Source organism: Sorangium sp. So ce375 (assembly GCF_051473855.1).
Classification (GTDB): Bacteria; Myxococcota_A; Polyangia; order Polyangiales; family Polyangiaceae; genus Sorangium.
In genome coordinates this window covers 12,873,441-12,891,470 of the sequence record NZ_CP150335.1, presented here as the reverse complement: position 1 = coordinate 12,891,470, position 18,030 = coordinate 12,873,441, and the positions used below count along the sequence as shown (strand labels likewise).

Here is an 18,030-nt window from a genome sequence, read left to right as displayed (position 1 = left end):
TCGGTCGGACCAGCGCCCCGTGAGCGAAGGAAGATGCAACGATTGCTGACGAGGAGTCGCAACGAGCGGCGGGCCGCGGGGCCCGGCGCTCCGGCTCAGGACGCGCCCAGCTCACGCTCGATCGCGGCGGCCTGCTCCTGCAGAGCCTCCGCCTCGCCGAGGTGGCCGCTCAGCCGGTGGAGCTTCGCGAACTCGGCGAGGAGCCTCGCCTCTTCGCGGCGGTTCCCGATCTGGCGCTCGATCGCGATCGCGCGCGTGTACAGCGTGCGCGCAGCATCATATCGGCCCTGGACGGCGTAGGCCATGCCGAGGCTCGCGAGCATGAGCCCCTCCGCTGGCAGGTTGCCCGCTTCGCGCGCGGCGCGCAAGCCCTCCTCCCAGTAGGTGCGCGCGTCATCGGGCTGCTGCATCGCCCAGTGCGTGCGGCCCAGGCCGAGGAAGCCGAGCGACTCGGAGCCGCGGTCGCCGAGCTTCTGCGCGTCGGTGAGCACGCGGATGTGCTCCTGCCGCGCCTCCTGGTACCGCCCCCTCGCTTCGAGGACGTCGCGCGCGAACTCGTAGCGGACGACGACGCTCTCGGGCGTCGGCTCGGGCGAGAGCTTGAAGTAGACGCGGTAGAGCCGCGTCGCCTCCTCGTGCGCGTAGCGCGCGGCCGCCTTGCGCGCGCCCCCGAGGAAGTAGCGGCGCGCGTGATCGACCTTGCCGGCGCGGCGCCAGTGGCGGCCGAGCGCCACGAGCTGATCCTCGAGGTCGTCGCCGTAGAGGCTCTCGATCGCCTCGGCGGCGAGCCGGTGGAGCTCCTGGAGCCGCGCGCGCGACTGCATCTCGTAGGCCGCGTTGCGGAGGAGCGCGTTGCTGAACTGGAAGCGCCGCTCCGTCATCTGCGACCAGATGCACTGCGCCTCGCCGATGCGCACGTGCTCCTCGAGCACGGAGGCGTCGGGGAGCATCAGCGCGAGGACGCGCAGGTCGAACTCGCGGCCGAGGACGGCCGCGGCGACGATCGTCTGCTTCACCTTCGCGTCGAGCCGGTCGAGCCGCGAGATGAGCAGGCTGTTCACGTTCTTCGGCGGCATGAACGTGTTCGAGATCGAGATGGAGCTCGAGCTCGATCCGTAGCGCCCGTCCTCGAGCCAGTACGCGAGGATCTCCTGCGCGAAGAACGGGTTGCCGCCCGCCGTCTCGCAGAGGAGCGTCGCGAGCATGTCCGGCATCGGGCCGCCGAAGAACGGGACCGCGAGCGCGAGGAGCTGCTCGCGCGGCAGCGGCTTGAGCTCGATCACCTTCTCCGAGATGCCCGGGTCGAGCGGGATGCGCACCGGGGTGCCGTCATCCTTGCGCCGCGTCGTGCAGATGATCGCGATCGGCAGCCCCCGGCACGCGCGCGCGATGACGCGCACGGCCTCGAGCGAGTCCTCGTCCGCCCAGTGGGCGTCCTCGAGGTGCAGGATCACCGGCTGGAGCGACGCCTCGGCGAGGAAGACGAAGCTCAGCGCCGAGAGCGTGCTCGTGTACCGCAGCTTGGGGTGCAGGCGCTCGTACGGCGAGTCCTCCCAGCGGATGCCGATGAGCGCTGCGAACACCGAGCGCGCGCGATCGAGCTCGCGCTTGAGCGCGCTCTGGCTCTCGGGCAGCCGATCGAGGAGGTACTCGAACGCGTCGTCGAAATTCGTCAGCTTCTCTTCCTTGCCGAGCGCCGACGACTCCCAGAAGTACTCCTTCAGCGCGAACTCGAACGCGTTCAGCGAGCTCTGCAGCGTCTGGTCGCAGCGCGCGTCGATCCAGAGGAACGGCCGCTCGTTCTGGTGCTCCTCGCACCGGTGGCGGAAGCGCTGGACGAGGTAGCTCTTCCCGAGCCCGGGCTCGCCGTCGATGTAGACGATCCCGGCCGGCTTGCCCTCGAAGATGGGCCCGACGTACCGCGCGAGCTGGTCGATCTCCTGCTCGCGGCCGATGAGGCCGAGATCGTAGAACTCCTTCTGGACCGAGATGCGCCGCCGCTCGAGCGAGTAGACGAGGATGGGCAGGTCGAAGCCCTTGAACCGGAAGATGTTCTCCGTCGTCCACTGGTAGCTCGTCTCGCCGGCGCGGAAGACCTGCTCGTCGGCCCAGATCGCCGACCAGGGCGCCTTCGCGACGAGGCGCGCCGCGAGGTTCGTCGCGCGGCCGATGCACGCGAACTCGTGGCGCTCGGTGCCGCCGTTGAAGCCCGCGTAGCGGACGTCGCGCGTGATCCCCGCGCGCAGGCGCATCTGCCGGAGGCCGCGCTTCTTCAGCTCGAGCGCGAAGTCGAGCGCGCGATCGTTGTCGTTCTCGTGCGTGATCGGCGCGCCGAAGTGGATGAGCGCGGCGATGCCGAGGTCGCCCGCGTCGATGCCGGTGAACGTGCCGCCGTAGAGCTCCGAGAGCTCGTGCAGGAGGCGCGTGAGCTCCGCGAAGCTCGGGATCTGCTCGAACGACAGGAAGACGCTCGTGACGTTGCGGAACTCGCCCTCGGGGGGCATGTCCGCGACGCCCCTCGCCACGAACGCCGCGCCGTCGCCGGGCGGCGGGTTCCTGGGCACCTGCGCCAGCCTCGGCGCCGGCACGTCGCCGAGCTTGTAGACGCCCTCGCCGTGGTACTTCGCGCTCGCGGGCGGGATGCGATCGCAGAGCGCGCGGTCGAGGAGGATGTCGCCCTTCTGCGCTTGCCGCTCGATCGCGACGCACGCGGCGAGCGCCTGCCCGTGGAAGTGGTAGTACGCGCGCTCCGGGGAGATGCGGACGATGCCCCATTCGACCGAGCCCCACGCGAGCCCCATCCGGAACGAGAACGGGAAGCTGCCGAACGGCGTGTCGCGCTCGGGGTGCTCGGCGAAGAGATCGCGCATCGAGAGCGCCGCGCCGAGGACGTACTCCGCGACCTTGCGGTCCGGCGTGTCCTGGAAGAGCGCCGTGAACGCGTCGCCCGCGAAGTTGGTGATGAAGCCGCCGGCGTGGTGGACCGCGGCGATGAGCGGGTCGAAGTAGTAGCGGAGCGTGCCCGCGAGCGTCTCCGCGCCGGCGCGCCCATGCTGCATCAGCTTCTCCGTGAGCTCGGTGAAGCCGGGGATGTCGATCATGAGCACCGCCCCCGTGAAGCTGCCCTCGGTGTTGCCAAGAGCGTCTTGCTGGATGATGAAGTCGGGGACGAGCGGGTTCATTTCCTTGCTCCTCAGCAACGGATCCCGCTTGGAATCGGCCTGGGAAGCGCGTCTGCGGGACGCAGAGCCTGGAGTCTACTGCCGGCGGGAACGGATGAATACGGGGATCTTCGATCGATCGTGCGGTCGGTCTGCACAGGCTGGTTTTGACGCTGGATTCGGCGCTGGGCGCGACCTTGGCCACGCTTCGCGAGCAGGCGAGCGTGCGCGTGTTCCTGCGCATGTTCCGGAGAACGCTGCACATCGTCACCTTCACCGTGCGCACCGAGCGCGTCGTGCGCCTCGTCCGATGAGCGCTCGTCCGTGGAGAACCTGGAACAAGCCGCCTCCGCGTCGGCATGGATATCCGCCCAGAGCGGCCGTGCGGTGAAGACAGACGGGGAGACGACGATGAGGCGTGCGGGGCGCAGGAGGGTCATCGTTCGATTTGGATATCCAGCGGCCGAGAAGGAGGGGGCGGGGGCGGCGCGTCGGGAGCGGGCGTGGGCCTCGCTGCCGGCCGGCCGGAGTAAGTGCGAGGCGCCGCGGCGGCCGGGGGCGGCGTGGGCGCGGCCGGCGTGCTCGTCGGCGCGACGGCGCGCTTCGTGAGCGTGGCGACGAGGCGCACGGACTGATCGGAGGGGCCCTGGACGATCGAGTACGGCTCGAACCCCTCCTGACGCACGGTCAGCCGGCGTGGGCTCGCGCGCACCGAGCTGTTCGAGATCGACAGCTGGAGCGGCGTGTTCCCGAGGGGCTTGCCATCTTCCAGCACCTCGGCGCCGGACGGCATGGACTCGACCATCAGCACGAACGACCCGACGTCGGCGGGCGGCGGCGCGACCTGCGGCTTCTCCTGCGGCGCGACGGCGGTCGGCGTCGGCTCGCTGGAGCGCATCCGGGACATCGCGACCCCGATGCCCGCGACGGCGAGGACCCCCACGGCGACGAGCACGATGCCCTTGCGGCCCTGCGGCGCCGCGTCGGCCGGGCGCGAGGCGGCGCCGAGCGAGGCGTCGTCCACCTGCGAGGTCGTGGCGCCGGACGTCGACGTGGGCGACGAGGAGCTGGCGGGGATCGCCGTCATCACGCGCACGGGCGGCATCGGCGTCGGCATCCTGCCGGTGCCGGTGGAGTCCATGGTGACGAGGCCCGTCGAGCCGAACGCCGGGGACAGGCCCATCGCCTGCGCGCACTCGCCGAGCCCGCGGATGACGGCCTCCATGTTGGCCGGTCGGCCGTCCGGATCCTTCGACAGGCAGCGGAGCACGAACGCCTCGAGCGGCTCGGGCACCTCGGCCTCGGGGCTGCGCTCGCGCATCCGCGGGACGGGCTGCTGCAGGTGGGCGATCAGGATCTGGACCGAGTTCTGCGCCTCGAACGGGACCTTCCCGGAGAGCATCTGATAGAGGATCACGCCCAGCGAGTACACGTCGGTCCGCAGATCGACCTTGCCGTGCGAGATCTGCTCCGGCGACATGAAGCGCGGAGAGCCGAGGAACGAGCCCTGCTGCGTGAGCTCCTCCGAGTCGTCCGCGAGCACCTTCACGAGGCCGAAATCGAGGATCTTGACGAGCTCCCCGGTGTCCTCGCCGGGCACGAGCATGACGTTCGACGGCTTCAGATCGCGGTGCACCACGCCGTGCTTGTGCGCCTCGCGCAGCCCGCGGGCGATCTGCCGGGCGATGCCCATCGCGTCGGGCGCCGCGAGGCGGGTCGCCTTGCGCAGCCGCCGGAAGAGCGTCTCGCCCTCGAGGAACTCCATGGCCATGAAGTACCGCTCGGGCTCCATGTTCTCGACTCGGCCGTAGTCGAAGACCGTGACGATGTTCGGGTGCTGGAGCCTGGCGAGGATGCTCGCCTCGAGGAAGAAGCGCTTATGAAAATTGGGGTCGATTTGATTCGATGAGTTCGTGGGTGTCAGGACCTTGATCGCGACCTGGCGCTCGAGCGCGATCTGCTCGCCGCGATAGATGACGCCCATGCCGCCCGTCGCGAGCAGGGAGTGGATCTTGAACTTCTGATTCAAGACCTTTCCCAGCAGCGGGTCGGACTCACCGCTGGCCGAGGCACCGTCCGAAAGCTTCTCCGCCGTGCTCATGGCCTCTGTCTCTTTCCCCTTCCCATCCCGCTGGCCCCCACTGCTGGCACTCGGGGAAAGCGTACCCCGTGCCCGTCACGCGCTGCCTTACGTTCGACTTACGTTCGACTTACGTACTGGTTCACGTGCTGGCTTACGTTCTGGTTCACGTGCCCGTCCATGTGCCCGGTTACGTTCCGGCTTACGTTCCAGTTTACGTTCCGGCTTACGTTCGAGGGCAAATTCTGGTACCCGCCTCGCTGCGGCACCTCTCGCGCTCGTCGGGTTGGCTTTCGGATCGGCTGCGGCACGTTTGAGCTCAGCCTACCGTAAGCCGCGGGCTGATCCAACCCAGCTGCTGAAGATGACATTGGTTGGCTACCCGACCACACGCTGTGGGCGTGCCCCCCCGGCCGGGACGCTCGGTCCCTGAACGAGCTTGCTGCATGGGCGGATGTACCCGTACTCTGACCGGGTCCCCGATGCCGCCGCAGCACTTCATCCGATGCCAGGCGTGCGGGTTGCCGCACCCGTCGGACACCGAGAGGTGCCCGGTGCACGGCACGGCGCTCACGCCGAGCGTCGCCCCGCCCTCCTCGACGCGGGTACCGCCGGTGGGCAGGGGCGAGTCGGCGTGGCCGGTGGACGGGCCGCTGCCGCCCGATATCGATCCCGATCAGCCGAGGCCGACGAAGGAGGCTCCGCTCGTCGGCCGCCTGCTGCACGACCGCTACCGCATCCTCGGCGTCATCGCGAAGGGCGGGATGGGGATGGTCTACGACGCGATCCACATCGGCCTGCGGCGCCGGGTCGCGATCAAGACGCTCCGCGGCCAGTACGCTCAGAGCAAGACGGCCATCGCGCGCTTCCACAACGAGGCCGCCGTCGCCGGCCGCTTCGGCCATCCGAACATCGTCGAGGTCTACGATCTGGGCGTGCTCGACGACGGCACGCCCTACCTCGTGATGGAGCGCCTCGAGGGCGAGACCATCACCGAGCGGCTCGCGCGAGAGCGCCCGATGCCCATTCCCGTCGTGCTGGACGTGGCCGTCCAGGTCCTCAGCGCGCTGGTCGTCACGCACACCGAGGGCATCCTCCACCGCGATCTCAAGCCGGACAACATCTGCCTCGTCGGCGGCGGCCGCGGCCCGCTCACCGTGAAAGTGCTCGATTTCGGCGTCGCCGAGGCGTTCAACACGGGGGCGGCGGCGTCGATCCTCGTCTCGATGGGCGCCGCGGGGAGCCACGCGGTCGCCGGCACGCCCGCGTTCATGGCGCCGGAGCAGGCGCAGGGCGTCCGCGATCTCGACGCGCGCGCGGACCTCTACTCGGTGGGCATGCTGCTCTACGTGATGCTCACGGGGCAGCTGCCGTTCAAGGCGCCGACGGCCGCGGCCCTGCTCGCCGAGATCCAGCGCGTGAAGCCGATCCGCCCGCGCATGCTGCGGCCCGAGGTGCCCCACTCGCTCGACGTCGCGACGATGCGCGCGCTCGCGCTCGATCGCGAGGAGCGCTTCCCGAGCGCGGCCTCGATGATGGACGCGCTCGAGCAGGTGCAGATCGAGGCGGCGATCGGCGGCAACGCGCCCCCCGAGCCGGAGGCGGAGCCTGTCGATCCGGACTCGGAAAAGGTGGAGTACTTCTACCGGAAGAGCGTGCTCCCGCCGCCGATGGAAGAGTGAACGGCGCAGGAGGGGCATCGAAGATGCGCGCCGTCGTCATTCGCGAGCCGGGCGGGCCGGAGGTCCTCGAGGTGCGGGAGGTCGACGCGCCCGACGCGCCGGAGGGGCACGTGCGCGTCGCCGTGCGCTTCGCCGGGGTGAACCGCGCCGACGTGCTCCAGCGGCTGGGCCTGTACCCGGCGCCGCCCGGCGCGCCGCCGGACGTGCCGGGGCTCGAGTACTCCGGCGTGGTCGAGGCCGTCGGCAAGGGCGCGCGCCGCTTCGCGCCGGGCGATCGCGTCTTCGGCCTCCTCGCGGGCGGCGCCTACGCCGAGCGGATCGTCGCGCACGAGCGCGAGGTCGCGCCGGTGCCCGACGGGCTGACGGACGAGGAAGCGGCGGCGATCCCCGAGGCGTTCGTCACCGCCTACGACGCCCTCGTGACGCGCGCCCGGCTCGCCCCCGGCGAGCGCGTCCTCGTGCACGCGGTCGGCAGCGGCGTGGGCACGGCCGGCCTCCAGATCGCCCGCGCGCTCGGGTGCTTCGTCGTCGGGACGTCGCGCACGCAGGACAAGCTGGATCGCTGCCGCGCGCTGGGGCTGCACGCCGGGATCGCGACGTCGGGCGCAACGTTCGCGGACGAGGTGCTGAAGGCGACCGGGGGCGCGGGGGTCGACGCGGTCCTCGAGCTCGTCGGGGGCGCCTACGTCGGCGAGGACCTCAAGGCGTGCGCGCCGAAGGCCCGGATCGCGCTCGTCGGGCTGACGGCCGGCGCGTCCGCGGAGCTCGATCTGCGCGAGCTCCTGCGGAAGCGCGTCGAGCTCTTCGGCACCGTGCTCCGCTCGCGCCCGCTCGAGGAGAAGATCGCGGCGGCGCAGCTCCTCGAGCGGAACATCTCCCCGTGGCTCGCGAGCCGCGCCGTGCGGCCGGTCGTGGACCGGGTCTTCCCGATCGACGATGCCGCAGCAGCGCATGTTTACATCGCCAGCAACGCGTCGTTCGGGAAGGTGCTGCTCCGGCTCGGCGGGTGAGGGAGCGCGGCGCCGGCGTCACGCGCCGCGGCCGGTGAGCCGCCCGAGCGCGCCCGCCTCCGCGTCGTGCGCCTCGGCCTCCTCGGACGGCGTCCACGACATGTCGACCTCGAGGCGGTACGAGCCCTCGAACGCGTGCGGCGGGGAGCCGCCCCACTCCTCGGGCGAGAGCATCGAGAGGTAGGGGACGCCGTCGCCGCGCCGGTAGAGGTGATAGACGTGGCCGGGCCGCTTCTTGAAATTGCACGCCGCCCGGTGGAGCTCGCCGTCGCGCTGCGCCGCCTCGAGGACCCGCCGCGCTTCGTCCTGCAGCGACCTGATCTGCCGCGCGATCTGCGCGAGCTTGCCGCCGGTGACCGCGCCGAGCAGCGCGTCCGCCTGCTGGATCTCCCGCGCGACGTCGACGAGCTCGTGCGGCGCGGAGAGCCGGCTCAGGGGATAGGGCGAGGTGCGGGAGGGCCCCTCGTGGCGGCCGCCCCCGTGCTTCGTGTAGCCGTCGTCGCTCATGCGGTCCACGTCGTCATGGATCGTCCGCGGGCCGGCGTCACGGGTCCGGGCACCCGTCTTCATCGTCGACGCCGTCCTCGTCTTCCTTCTGCAGGGGGCAGCGGTCCTCCTCGTCGACGATGCCGTCTTCGTCGGCGTCCCCTTCGGGGCACCCGTCGCCGTCCTGGAGGCCGTCGCGGTCCTCCGCGAGCTCACGGCACTGATCGGCGTCGTCCTCCACGCCGTCGCCGTCGGCGTCGTGGACGCGCGGGGACCAGGCGACCGAGAGGACGGCGCGCAGCGGCGCGGTGCCGACGCCGCCGGCCAGCGCCGTCTCGACGCCGGCCAGGAGCGAGACGTCGCCGAGCGCGTAGCGCGCGGCGAGGCCGAGCTCCAGCGCGGCGGTCTCCTGGTTCTCGAACGGCGCGATCGGCGAGAGCGGGAGGTGCCCGTGGGCCTCCAGGAAGAACGTGGCGCGCCCTTCCGGGTCGACGCCGAGGATCTGCGGCCGGAACGAGAGGCCGAGCCCGAAGGGCAGCTCGTGGCCGAACACCGTGGGGCACGGATCGGCGCCCGCGGCAGAGGCCGGGGTCGCCTCGCAGCCGAAGCGGGCCTCGTCGGCGCGGAGCTTGAGCCCCGCCGCGGCGTGCGCGCCGAACGCGATCAGCCGGTACTCGGCGAGGAGCCTGAGCTCGTTCGTGACGCCCCCCTCGCCCACGAACGACGCCTCGTGCCCCGTGGGCAGCGTGAAGCGCTCGTGCAGCGCGAGCGCGAACCCGCCGAGCTCGCCGCCGGTGGGCTGAACGAGCGTGAGCTTGCCGACGAGGCCGAGATCGCCGAGCGCCTGCGCCGGGAGCCACGTGTCGCCGAGCACGCGCGTGGCGTCGGACGTGGGCGCGTCGCCGGTCTGATGGAGGACCACGGGGAGCGTGACCCCGAGGAGCAGGCGCCGCGCGACGCCCACGCCGGCCGCGAAATCTGCGCTGACCTGGTGGCGGATGACGTCGAAGCGGACCTCGTCCGAGGCCGGATCGCGGAGCGTGATGGGGCGGTAGGCGTACGAGGCCCAGAGGCTCGCGCTCCACTCGCCCGTGTCCGGGGTCGCGGCGGGCTCGAGGTAGACGCCGGCCCCGGGGTCGATCGAGGCGCGGAACCCCCGGAGATCCGCCGACGGCTGGGCGGCGGCGAGCGAGGCCACAGAGCCGGCGAGCAGCGAGGACAGGGCGAAGGCGCTCGGTCGCATGGCCGGAGGAGACTAGATCAGCGCAGGGGAAAGTGGGGCTCCGTCGTCCGCCCGCCCGGCGCTCCGTGCCGGCCGCGATCGCGACGGCTTTCGCCGAGCGCGGGGCGCGGGGGCGCGCGCCGCCCCCGAAACATCGCGTTCCGCCGCGGGTTGTGCGATAGCGGGGCATGGACTCCATCCGGATCCGGGGCGGGAAGCCGCTCTTCGGCAAGATCCGCATCAGCGGCGCGAAGAACGCCGCGCTGCCGATCCTCTGCGCGACGCTGCTCTCCGACGGGGAGAGCTTGCTCCGCAACGTGCCCGCGCTGCGCGACATCGACACGACCTCGGCGCTGCTCCGGTTCCTCGGGCGCAACGTCGAGACCGCCCCGCCGCTCGTGAAGGTCGGCGCCGGCGACAACGTGCGGCCCGAGGCCCCCTACGAGCTCGTCAAGCAGATGCGGGCGAGCGTGATGGTCCTCGGCCCGCTGCTCGCGCGCTTCGGCCGCGCCAAGGTGTCGCTCCCCGGCGGCTGCCAGATCGGGACGCGCCCTGTGGATCAGCACCTCAAGGGCCTCGAGGCGCTCGGCGCGACGATCCGGCTGTCGCGCGGCTACATCGTCGCGGAGTGCAAGCGGCTCCGCGGCGCCGAGGTCGTGTTCGATCTGCCGACCGTGACCGGGACCGAGAACCTGATGATGGCCGCCGCGCTCGCGAAGGGGCGGACCACGCTCGTGAACTGCGCGCGCGAGCCCGAGGTCGAGGAGCTCGGCCGGGTGCTCAACAAGATGGGCGCGCGCGTGAGCGGCGCCGGCACCGACGTCATCCACATCGAGGGCGCGGACGAGCTCGAGCCGTTCGACCACGCGATCATCTCCGATCGGATCGAGGCCGGCACGTACATGGTCGCGGCGGCCGCGGCCGGCGGCGACGTCCTGATCGAGAACGCGCCGCTCGAGGACCTCGAGGCCGTCGCGGCCAAGCTCCGCCAGGCGGGCGTCGAGGTGGGCCGCGAGGGCGACTGCGTGCGCGTCCGCCGCGAGGGGCGGCCGCTGCGCGCCGTCGACGTCACGACGGCGCCGCACCCGGGCTTCCCGACCGACATGCAGGCGCAGTTCATGGTCCTGATGTGCCTCGCGCAGGGCACGTCGCGCATCGTCGAGACGATCTTCGAGAACCGCTTCATGCACGTCCCCGAGCTCTCGCGCATGGGGGCGCACATCGACGTGGACGGCCACACGGCGCACGTGCACGGCGGCGCGCCGCTGTCGGGCGCGACCGTGATGGCCACCGATCTGCGCGCGAGCGCGTCGCTCGTCATCGCCGGGCTCGTGGCGACCGAGGGCGAGACCGAGGTGCTGCGCGTCTACCACCTGGATCGCGGCTACGAGTTCATGGAGCGCAAGCTCGCGCAGCTCGGCGCCGACACGGTGCGCGTCGAGGGGCGGGCCGGATGATGAAGCCGCTCACCATCGCCGTCCCCAAGGGGCGCATCCTGAAGGACCTCATCCCGCTCGTGCGGCGCGCGGGCCTCGACAGCACGCCCCTCGAGGAGAACGATCGCCGCCTGGTCCGGCCGACGGCGGACGGCGCGTTCCAGTACGTGTTCCTGAAGCCGGACGACGTCCCGACCTACGTCGAGTACGGCGCCGCCGATCTCGGGGTCTCGGGCCGGGACACGCTCCTCGAGCGCCGCCACGATCTCTACACGCCGCTCGATCTCGGCATCGGCCGCTGCCGCCTCGTGGTGGCCGGGCCGGAGGACAGGCCGATCCCCGATCTGCCGCGCGTCGCCACGAAGTACCCGCGGATCGCCGGGGATCACTTCGCGAGCAAGGGCGTGGTGGCGGAGATCATCCCCGTCCACGGGTCGGTGGAGCTCGCGCCGCTCGTCGGGCTCTCTCACCTCATCGTCGATATCGTCGAGACGGGCGCGACGCTGCGCGAGAACCGCCTCGAGGTGCTCGAGACGGTCACCGAGGTGAGCACCCAGCTCATCGCGAACCGCGCGTCGTACAAGCTGCGGAGCGACGTCGTCCGCCCGCTGATCGAGCGCCTGCGGGCCGCGACGGCCAGCGCAGGGCGGTGATCGCCGCGGGGGCGCTCGCCCCTGCTCTCTGATCGAGGACAGCCGTCATCCAGAGACCGAGCGAGCGGAGGCTTGGCTGTTAACGCAGCTCGCCGCGCCCCGGCCGATATCGAACCCTGGATTGGCATCGAGGACTGGGGCGGCTGGATCGACTGCTCCCCGACCTACTCGACCAGGATCAGCGCCGTCCCTTATCGATCGACGGCAGCGTCGGGCTGGTCGGCGCGGCGGGAGCGGTCGAGCTGAAGCCCTGGGTGGGCGGCGAGATCATCGTCAGTCTCCTCCCGAAGGTGGCAATCCATCCGCTCTTTCGGCTCCAGGCTCTCCTGTTCGCCCTCGTGGCCCTCCGCCGGCCTGAGCCGCCTGGCGCCCGACAGCCGACAGAAGCGACGGAGGCTGACGACGGCGAGCGCCGCAAGGCCGCACTTTTCCATGAACAGGCGGGAGTCGGCTCGAAACACTCGAAACACTCGAAACACTCGAAACACTCGCAACGTAGCGTGCGTGCACGAACGTAACGAAACGTAACTCGCGCGCGCCCGCGCGCCCGCGCGCACCCCCCCAGACGTCCGTCGACCCTGTTTTTCGAGTCTCGCGCGAGCGCGCCCTTGTGATAGGGTGGCGGCCCCTCTCATGAAAATCCACGAGTATCAAGGCAAGCAGCTCTTCGCTCGCTACGGAGTGCCCATACCGAAAGGGGAGCCCGCTTTCCAGGCGAGCGAGGTGGCGCCGATCGCCGATCGGCTGATCGCCCAGACAGGCAACCCGGTCGTCGTCGTGAAGGCGCAGATCCATGCGGGCGGCCGCGGCAAGGGCGGCGGCGTCAAGGTCGCGAAGGGCGGCAGCGCGGAGGCGACCGCCCTCGCCGAGAAGATCCTCGGCATGCAGCTCGTCACAAAGCAGACGGGCCCCGAGGGGCAGAAGGTCCGGCGGCTCTACATCGAGCAGGGCCTCGACATCGCGCGCGAGCTCTACTTCGCGATGCTCGTCGACCGCGAGCGCCGCCGCATCGCGGTGATCGCCTCGACCGAGGGCGGCATGGACATCGAGGAGGTGGCCCACAGCACGCCGGAGAAGATCTACAAGCTCTTCATCGATCCGGTGCTCGGCCTCGCCCCGTACCAGGGGCGGCAGCTCGCGCTCGCGCTCGGGCTCACCGCGAAGGAGACGCAGCGCCAGTTCCTGAAGCTCGTGGCCTCGCTCTACGCGTGCTTCACCGCGGAGGACTGCTCGCTGCTCGAGATCAACCCGCTCGTCGTGACCGGCGCCGGCGACGTCTTCGCGCTCGACGCGAAGGTGAGCTTCGACGACAACGCCGAGTTCCGGCACGCCGAGTGGAACGGGATGCGCGACGTCGACGAGGAGGATCCGGTCGAGCTCCAGGCGAAGCGGGCCGGGCTCTCCTACGTGTCGCTCGACGGCGATATCGGCTGCCTCGTGAACGGCGCCGGGCTCGCGATGGCGACGATGGATATCATCCTCCATTACGGCGGAAAGCCGGCGAACTTCCTGGACGTCGGCGGCGGCGCCACGCAGGAGCAGGTGAAGACCGCGTTCCAGATCATCCTCCGGAGCGAGCGGGTCCGCGGCATCTTCGTGAACATCTTCGGCGGCATCATGCGCTGCGACGTCGTCGCGGCCGGGGTCATCGCCGCGGCGAAGGAGCTCGGGCTGAAGGTGCCTCTCGTGGTGCGCCTCGAGGGGACGAACGTCGAGGCCGGCCGCAAGCTGCTCGACGAGAGCGGCCTGACCATCCAGTCGGCGAGCTCCATGGCCGACGGCGCGCAGAAGATCGTGGCCGCCACGCGCGGCGGCAAGGCCTAGGGCGCCCGGGAGCACCGAGCTTCGAACCCAGTTGAGCAGCGAGCCAGCGGCGGTGGCCGAGCTCCTGTCCACGTTGAAGGTAGAGTAATCAAGCGATGAGCATCCTCGTCAACAAGGACACGCGGGTCGTCTTCCAGGGCATCACGGGCGCCTACGGGTCGCAGCACGCCCGCGCCTGCATCGAGTACGGGACGAAGGTCGTCGCCGGCGTGACGCCCGGCCGCGGCGGCCAGCGATTCGAAGACAAGGTGCCGATCTTCGACACGGTCGAGCAGGCCGTGCGCAACGAGGGCGCCGACGTCTCGTGCATCTTCGTGCCGCCGGTCGGCGCGGCGGACGCGATCACCGAGGCCGTCGATGCGGGCTGCAAGCTCGTCATCTGCATCACCGACGGCGTGCCGGTGCTCGACATGATCCGCGTCCGTCGCTTCCTCGAGGGGAAGCCGGCGCGGCTCATCGGGCCGAACTGTCCCGGGGTGATCACCCCGGGAGAGTGCAAGATCGGGATCATGCCGGGCCACATCCACAAGAAGGGGCACATCGGCGTGCTCTCCCGCTCGGGCACGCTGACCTACGAGGCGGTCGGCCAGCTGAGCGCCCTCGGCATCGGCCAGTCGAGCTGCGTGGGCATCGGCGGCGATCCGGTCGGCGGCATGGACTTCATCGACGTGCTCGAGCTCTTCAACCAGGATCCCGACACCCACGGTGTGGTGCTGATCGGCGAGATCGGCGGGACGGCAGAGCAGCGCGCCGCGGCGTGGATCAAGCAGAACATGAAGAAGCCGGTGGCGGCGTTCATCGCCGGCCGCGCGGCGCCTCCGGGCAAGCGCATGGGCCACGCCGGCGCGATCATCGCGGGCGGCGAGGGCACGGCGGCCGAGAAGATCGCGGCGCTCGAGGCGGCGGGGGCCAAGGTGGCTGCCACGCCGGCCGAGATGGGCATCGCGATGCAGGCCGCGATGGCGGCGGCGCGCTGATCTCCTCGCCCGACGGGGCGTCGAGCGTGCAGCGGGCTTGCTGTACGCGAACTTCCGAATTGCCCGGCCCGGGGCGAGCGTGCTCGTTGGGCGGGGTGGGGGCCCCGCCGAACTCGCCCGAGGCATCGCTCCTCCAGCTTCGCCGGAGGAGAGATGCCTCGGGCTCAGACATCGGCCCATCCCCCACCCCGCCCAACGAGCACCCTCGCCCCGGGCCTACCGCTGTCCTTTTAACCCACCTCGGACATCGGCCCATCCCCCACCCCGCCCAACGAGCACCCTCGCCCCGGGCCTACCGCCGTCCTTTTAACCCACCTGGGATATCGGCTTAACCCACCTGGGATATCGGCCCCTCCCCCGCGCGATGTCCCCTGGCCGCGGGACTGGCGAGATCGCATGAGGGTGGTCCTTTCAACCGCCTCTCAACGCGAGCAGCGGTTCTCCCACGCCGCTTCGATCACGCACCGAGCGGGATCGTGCGCCGCTCCGCCGAGCTCTTCATCGCGGCCTCGATGACGCGGATCACGTCGCGCGCCTCCTCGGCGCGCACCGGCGGCGGGGCACCGTCGAGGATCGCCGCCGCGATGCCCTCGTAATAGGCCTCGTAGGCGCCGGGCAGGCTCTCGATCGCGCGGCGCTCGCCGCCCGCCGTGACGAGCGTGCCGTACCAGCGCGGGTCTTCCCGCCCCCACTCCGGCACGCCGGGGCGCGCGCCCGCCTTGAGGGCGTCCTCCTGGCCGTCGATCCCGTACTTGAGGAAGCTCCCACCGTCGCCGTGGACCGCGAAGCGAGGCCCCGGCTCGGCCACGAGCGTCGAGGAGCGCACGATCACCCGGCGCGGGCCGTAGTCGAGCGTCAGGTGGAAATAGTCCACCGTGCGCGCCCCGGATCGCTGCGCCAGGAGGTCGGCGGTCACCGCACGCGGCGGGCCGAAGAGCACGAGCGCCTGGTCGATCAGGTGCGCGCCGAGGTCGTACAGGATCCCCGAGCCCGGCGCCTCCTGCTCTCGCCAGCCCTGCTTGATGGCGGGGCGGAACCGGTCGAAGTGCGCCTCGTACGAGGCCACCTCGCCGAGCAGGCCCTGCTCGATGCAGCTGCGCACGGTGCGGAAGTCCGCGTCCCACCGGCGGTTCTGGAACACCGAGAGGAGCCGGCCCCGGCGCGCGGCCAGCGCGATGAGCTCGTCCGCCTCGGCGCTCGTGATCGTGAACGGCTTGTCGACGACGACGTGCTTGCCCGCCTCGAGCGCGGCGCGCGCGAGCGGGAAGTGGGTCTCGTTGGGCGAGGCGATGACCACGAGGTCGATCCCGGGCTCGGCGATCAGCACCTCGGGCGTCGGGTGCACGGCGACGCCCGAGTGGTCGGCCATCACCTGGCCCTCCCGGCGGGTCGCGATCGCGGCGAGGCGCAGCCGAGGGACGGACCGGATCAGCGGGGCGTGAAAAACGGCGCCGGCGAGGCCGTAGCCGACGAGGCCGACATAGACGCGCTGGGACATGGCAGGACGGGCTCGTCCGGGACGCTAGCCTGAAGAGCCCTTGGGGGGAAGGCCTGGGCTCAGCCTCCCGCACGCCGCCGGTCAGGCCGCCGGAGTGCCGCGTCGACGGCCTCGGCCAGGCGCGGAGCCCTGCGGCGCAACCCCTTCAGCGTGAGGTCCTCTTCAAGGAACCACCGCCAGTGGGTCTGCTCGTCGGCGATCGTTACCGGCTCGAGCCCTTCAAGGCGGCATTGCACGGCCTTTCCGATCAAGGGAGCCTTCCTGAAAAGCCACGAGAGCGGGGTGCGTGGAGCGGCTCAGGTAGTGATCGACTGTTCCCCTGCGGATCCACATCGCCGAGTAGCCGCAGCGATCATTGAACCCATCCGCGAGGAGCTGGGTCATCGGGCGCCAGAGCGCCGGCATGGCCTCCGGCTTCGCGCCTGGATGCCGCGCGAGCCAGCCGTTGCCAGGCGCCCGCACCTCTTCGTCGAAGCTCGCGGGCTCCGGAAGGCGCTCGACGTGGATCACGTCCCGTGCCCCTCGACAAAGGCCAGCCACCGGGGCCAGAACGGATCTTGATCGGCGAGCGTGTCGTGGAGAGCGCGGTCGACCTCCTCGCGCGTCCTGGAACGGCGAGGCTCTTCCCCGCGCATGAGCGCGCTCGCATCGTCGATCGCCTGCTCCGCTTCGATCGAGCGCGCGCGATGGAGGTTGAACGCAGGCGAGGTGAGCCAGCGGGAAGCATCACCGAAGCGCGCCCAGGGCACTTCTCGGAGCGCGACGGTGCGCGCCTCGAGGTCGAACACGAAGAGCTTGTCCTGCTCTGGATCGAAGTGGGGCTCGAGCGACGCGAGGACCATCGGCGCGTGCGTTGTGAGGTGCGCTTGGACGCGCATCGACGGAGCGAGGGCCTCTAGCACCCTAAGGAGCGCCGGAGCGATGCGGCGCTGCCACTCCGGGTGGAGGTGGTTCTCGACCTCGTCCACGAGAAAGACGAGCTCGCTCATAGGCTCCTGCTTCAGCAGACGGCTCGCCTCCACGTGCTCGTGCCACGCCCAGACGATCAGGTACGCGAGGCTGATGATGCGTCGCATCCCAGCGGAGGCGTGGATTACTGGCACCTCTCCGTAGCCGGTATCGATGGTGGGGAATTCGCGCGTGTCGTCCAAGAAGAGGCGGACGGGTTTGCCCGCGAGGATCCTCTCGGCGCCCCCCCGCCGGGTTGGGGGAGAGCTGCTCGAGAGCCTCACAAAGATGCCGAAATGCTCGTCCCCCCTGTGTCTCGGGCTTCTTCTCCTGCCAGCTCACCCAGTCGCGGATGAGACCATTGCAGACGGTCTTCCCCTGATGCATTTTACCGTTCAAGATTTCATCAGGATCGAAGAGGTACGCTGGCGGGCGTCGCGTGGTACCTGAGCCAGCGAACAGAGAGGTCTGCTTCGACCCGCGTGGTCGCTTGTAGTCCTCCGGGTCGAGGTTGCGAGCTGGATCCCACACGGCGAAAGAGCCATCCGCCCGCGCATACAACACGAGCGCGCCAGCCCGCGTACCGGCTTCGCTCCACCCTTGGGACTCGAACTGGAACCAGGACGCGTTGCCGGTACCGTCATCCATTTCATAGGATATTTTGGGTGCTTTTGCTCCGCCCAGCGGCCATGCAGGGCTCCCTGCCCAGGTCCCCGACAGCGCCCACCAGATCACGTCCAGTACGAAGCTCTTTCCCAGACCGTTGTCCCCCGTCATCACGTTGAGCCGCCGACCGAGCTCCAGGTGCAGTTCGGGGGCTGGTCCGACGTCCACGAGTTCCAGGGTGCGCAGCATGACCGTCCTCCTGTACCAGAAGGTCCAGGCCGCGCCCAACGCGTAGGCAGGAAGCGCACCAGAACCCGCAGACGCTCACCTCGTCGCCGTGAGCCGAGCGGTGGCGAGCACCGCGGCCACAGGCTTCGCGTCGGCAGCAGGCCCTGCCGCGCGCCGACCTCGACGAGGCGTACGACCGGGGCGCCCCGGACGCGTGGG

Annotated in this window: 13 protein-coding genes; 6 read left to right on the top strand and 7 right to left on the bottom strand. The window is 70.8% G+C overall.

The genetic code is table 11. From position 1 onward, the window contains the following. Window positions 1–95 precede the first annotated feature (95 nt). Window positions 96–3,182, bottom strand: coding sequence for an AAA family ATPase (locus WME90_RS47955; protein WP_437278822.1), 3,087 nt, complete (start codon window positions 3,180–3,182; stop codon window positions 96–98). A 415-nt stretch (window positions 3,183–3,597) separates the two neighbouring features. Continuing rightward, entirely contained in the window at window positions 3,598–5,262 is a 1,665-nt protein-coding gene (locus tag WME90_RS47950) for a serine/threonine-protein kinase (RefSeq protein WP_437278821.1), read from the bottom strand. A 425-nt stretch (window positions 5,263–5,687) separates the two neighbouring features. Between WME90_RS47950 and WME90_RS47945 the strand changes: the two genes are divergently transcribed. Next, the gene (locus WME90_RS47945; protein ID WP_437278820.1) at window positions 5,688–6,923 is read left to right on the top strand and encodes a serine/threonine-protein kinase; all 1,236 of its coding nucleotides are present in this window, start codon (window positions 5,688–5,690) and stop codon (window positions 6,921–6,923) included. Between the two features lie 23 nt (window positions 6,924–6,946). Further along, window positions 6,947–7,933: an NAD(P)H-quinone oxidoreductase gene (locus WME90_RS47940; RefSeq protein WP_437278819.1), complete on the top strand. Its 987-nt coding sequence runs from the start codon at window positions 6,947–6,949 to the stop codon at window positions 7,931–7,933. Window positions 7,934–7,951: 18 nt separating this feature from the next. Here the strand turns inward: WME90_RS47940 and WME90_RS47935 are convergent, their stop codons facing one another. Both WME90_RS47935 and WME90_RS47930 read right to left on the bottom strand, forming a co-directional pair. Next, window positions 7,952–8,503, bottom strand: a complete 552-nt coding sequence (locus tag WME90_RS47935) for a DUF2452 domain-containing protein (protein WP_437278818.1) — start codon at window positions 8,501–8,503, stop codon at window positions 7,952–7,954. Next, a complete protein-coding gene (locus WME90_RS47930; RefSeq protein WP_437278817.1) occupies window positions 8,478–9,662 on the bottom strand; it encodes a thrombospondin type 3 repeat-containing protein in 1,185 nt (394 codons plus the stop codon). Before WME90_RS47930 ends, WME90_RS47935 begins: the two co-directional genes overlap by 26 nt. 167 nt (window positions 9,663–9,829) lie before the next feature. On the opposite strand from WME90_RS47930, the gene murA reads away from it, so the two are divergent. The 4 genes from murA to sucD all read left to right on the top strand — a co-directional run bounded on the left by murA (window position 9,830) and on the right by sucD (window position 14,531). Next, the gene (murA, locus tag WME90_RS47925) at window positions 9,830–11,098 is read left to right on the top strand and encodes a UDP-N-acetylglucosamine 1-carboxyvinyltransferase (RefSeq protein WP_437278816.1); all 1,269 of its coding nucleotides are present in this window, start codon (window positions 9,830–9,832) and stop codon (window positions 11,096–11,098) included. After that, complete coding sequence (gene hisG, locus WME90_RS47920; protein WP_437278815.1) at window positions 11,095–11,730, top strand: ATP phosphoribosyltransferase; 636 nt, start codon at window positions 11,095–11,097, stop codon at window positions 11,728–11,730. Before murA ends, hisG begins: the two co-directional genes overlap by 4 nt. Before the next feature lie 633 nt (window positions 11,731–12,363). Next, window positions 12,364–13,554 carry an ADP-forming succinate--CoA ligase subunit beta gene (gene sucC / locus WME90_RS47915; protein WP_437278814.1) on the top strand — a complete coding sequence of 397 codons (1,191 nt, stop codon included), beginning with the start codon at window positions 12,364–12,366 and terminating at the stop codon, window positions 13,552–13,554. A gap of 95 nt (window positions 13,555–13,649) precedes the next feature. After that, on the top strand, window positions 13,650–14,531 hold the full coding sequence (sucD, locus tag WME90_RS47910) for a succinate--CoA ligase subunit alpha (RefSeq protein WP_437278813.1): 882 nt from the start codon (window positions 13,650–13,652) through the stop codon (window positions 14,529–14,531). Between the two features lie 457 nt (window positions 14,532–14,988). Here sucD and WME90_RS47905 read toward each other — a convergent pair whose 3' ends face one another. From WME90_RS47905 to WME90_RS47895, 3 genes are all read right to left on the bottom strand, one after another. Continuing rightward, window positions 14,989–16,029 carry an oxidoreductase gene (locus WME90_RS47905; RefSeq protein ID WP_437278812.1) on the bottom strand — a complete coding sequence of 347 codons (1,041 nt, stop codon included), beginning with the start codon at window positions 16,027–16,029 and terminating at the stop codon, window positions 14,989–14,991. Window positions 16,030–16,088: 59 nt separating this feature from the next. Beyond that, entirely contained in the window at window positions 16,089–16,280 is a 192-nt protein-coding gene (locus WME90_RS47900; protein WP_437278811.1) for a hypothetical protein, read from the bottom strand. 255 nt (window positions 16,281–16,535) lie between these two features. Beyond that, window positions 16,536–17,105, bottom strand: coding sequence for an AAA family ATPase (locus WME90_RS47895; RefSeq protein ID WP_437278810.1), 570 nt, complete (start codon window positions 17,103–17,105; stop codon window positions 16,536–16,538). Window positions 17,106–18,030 lie beyond the last annotated feature (925 nt).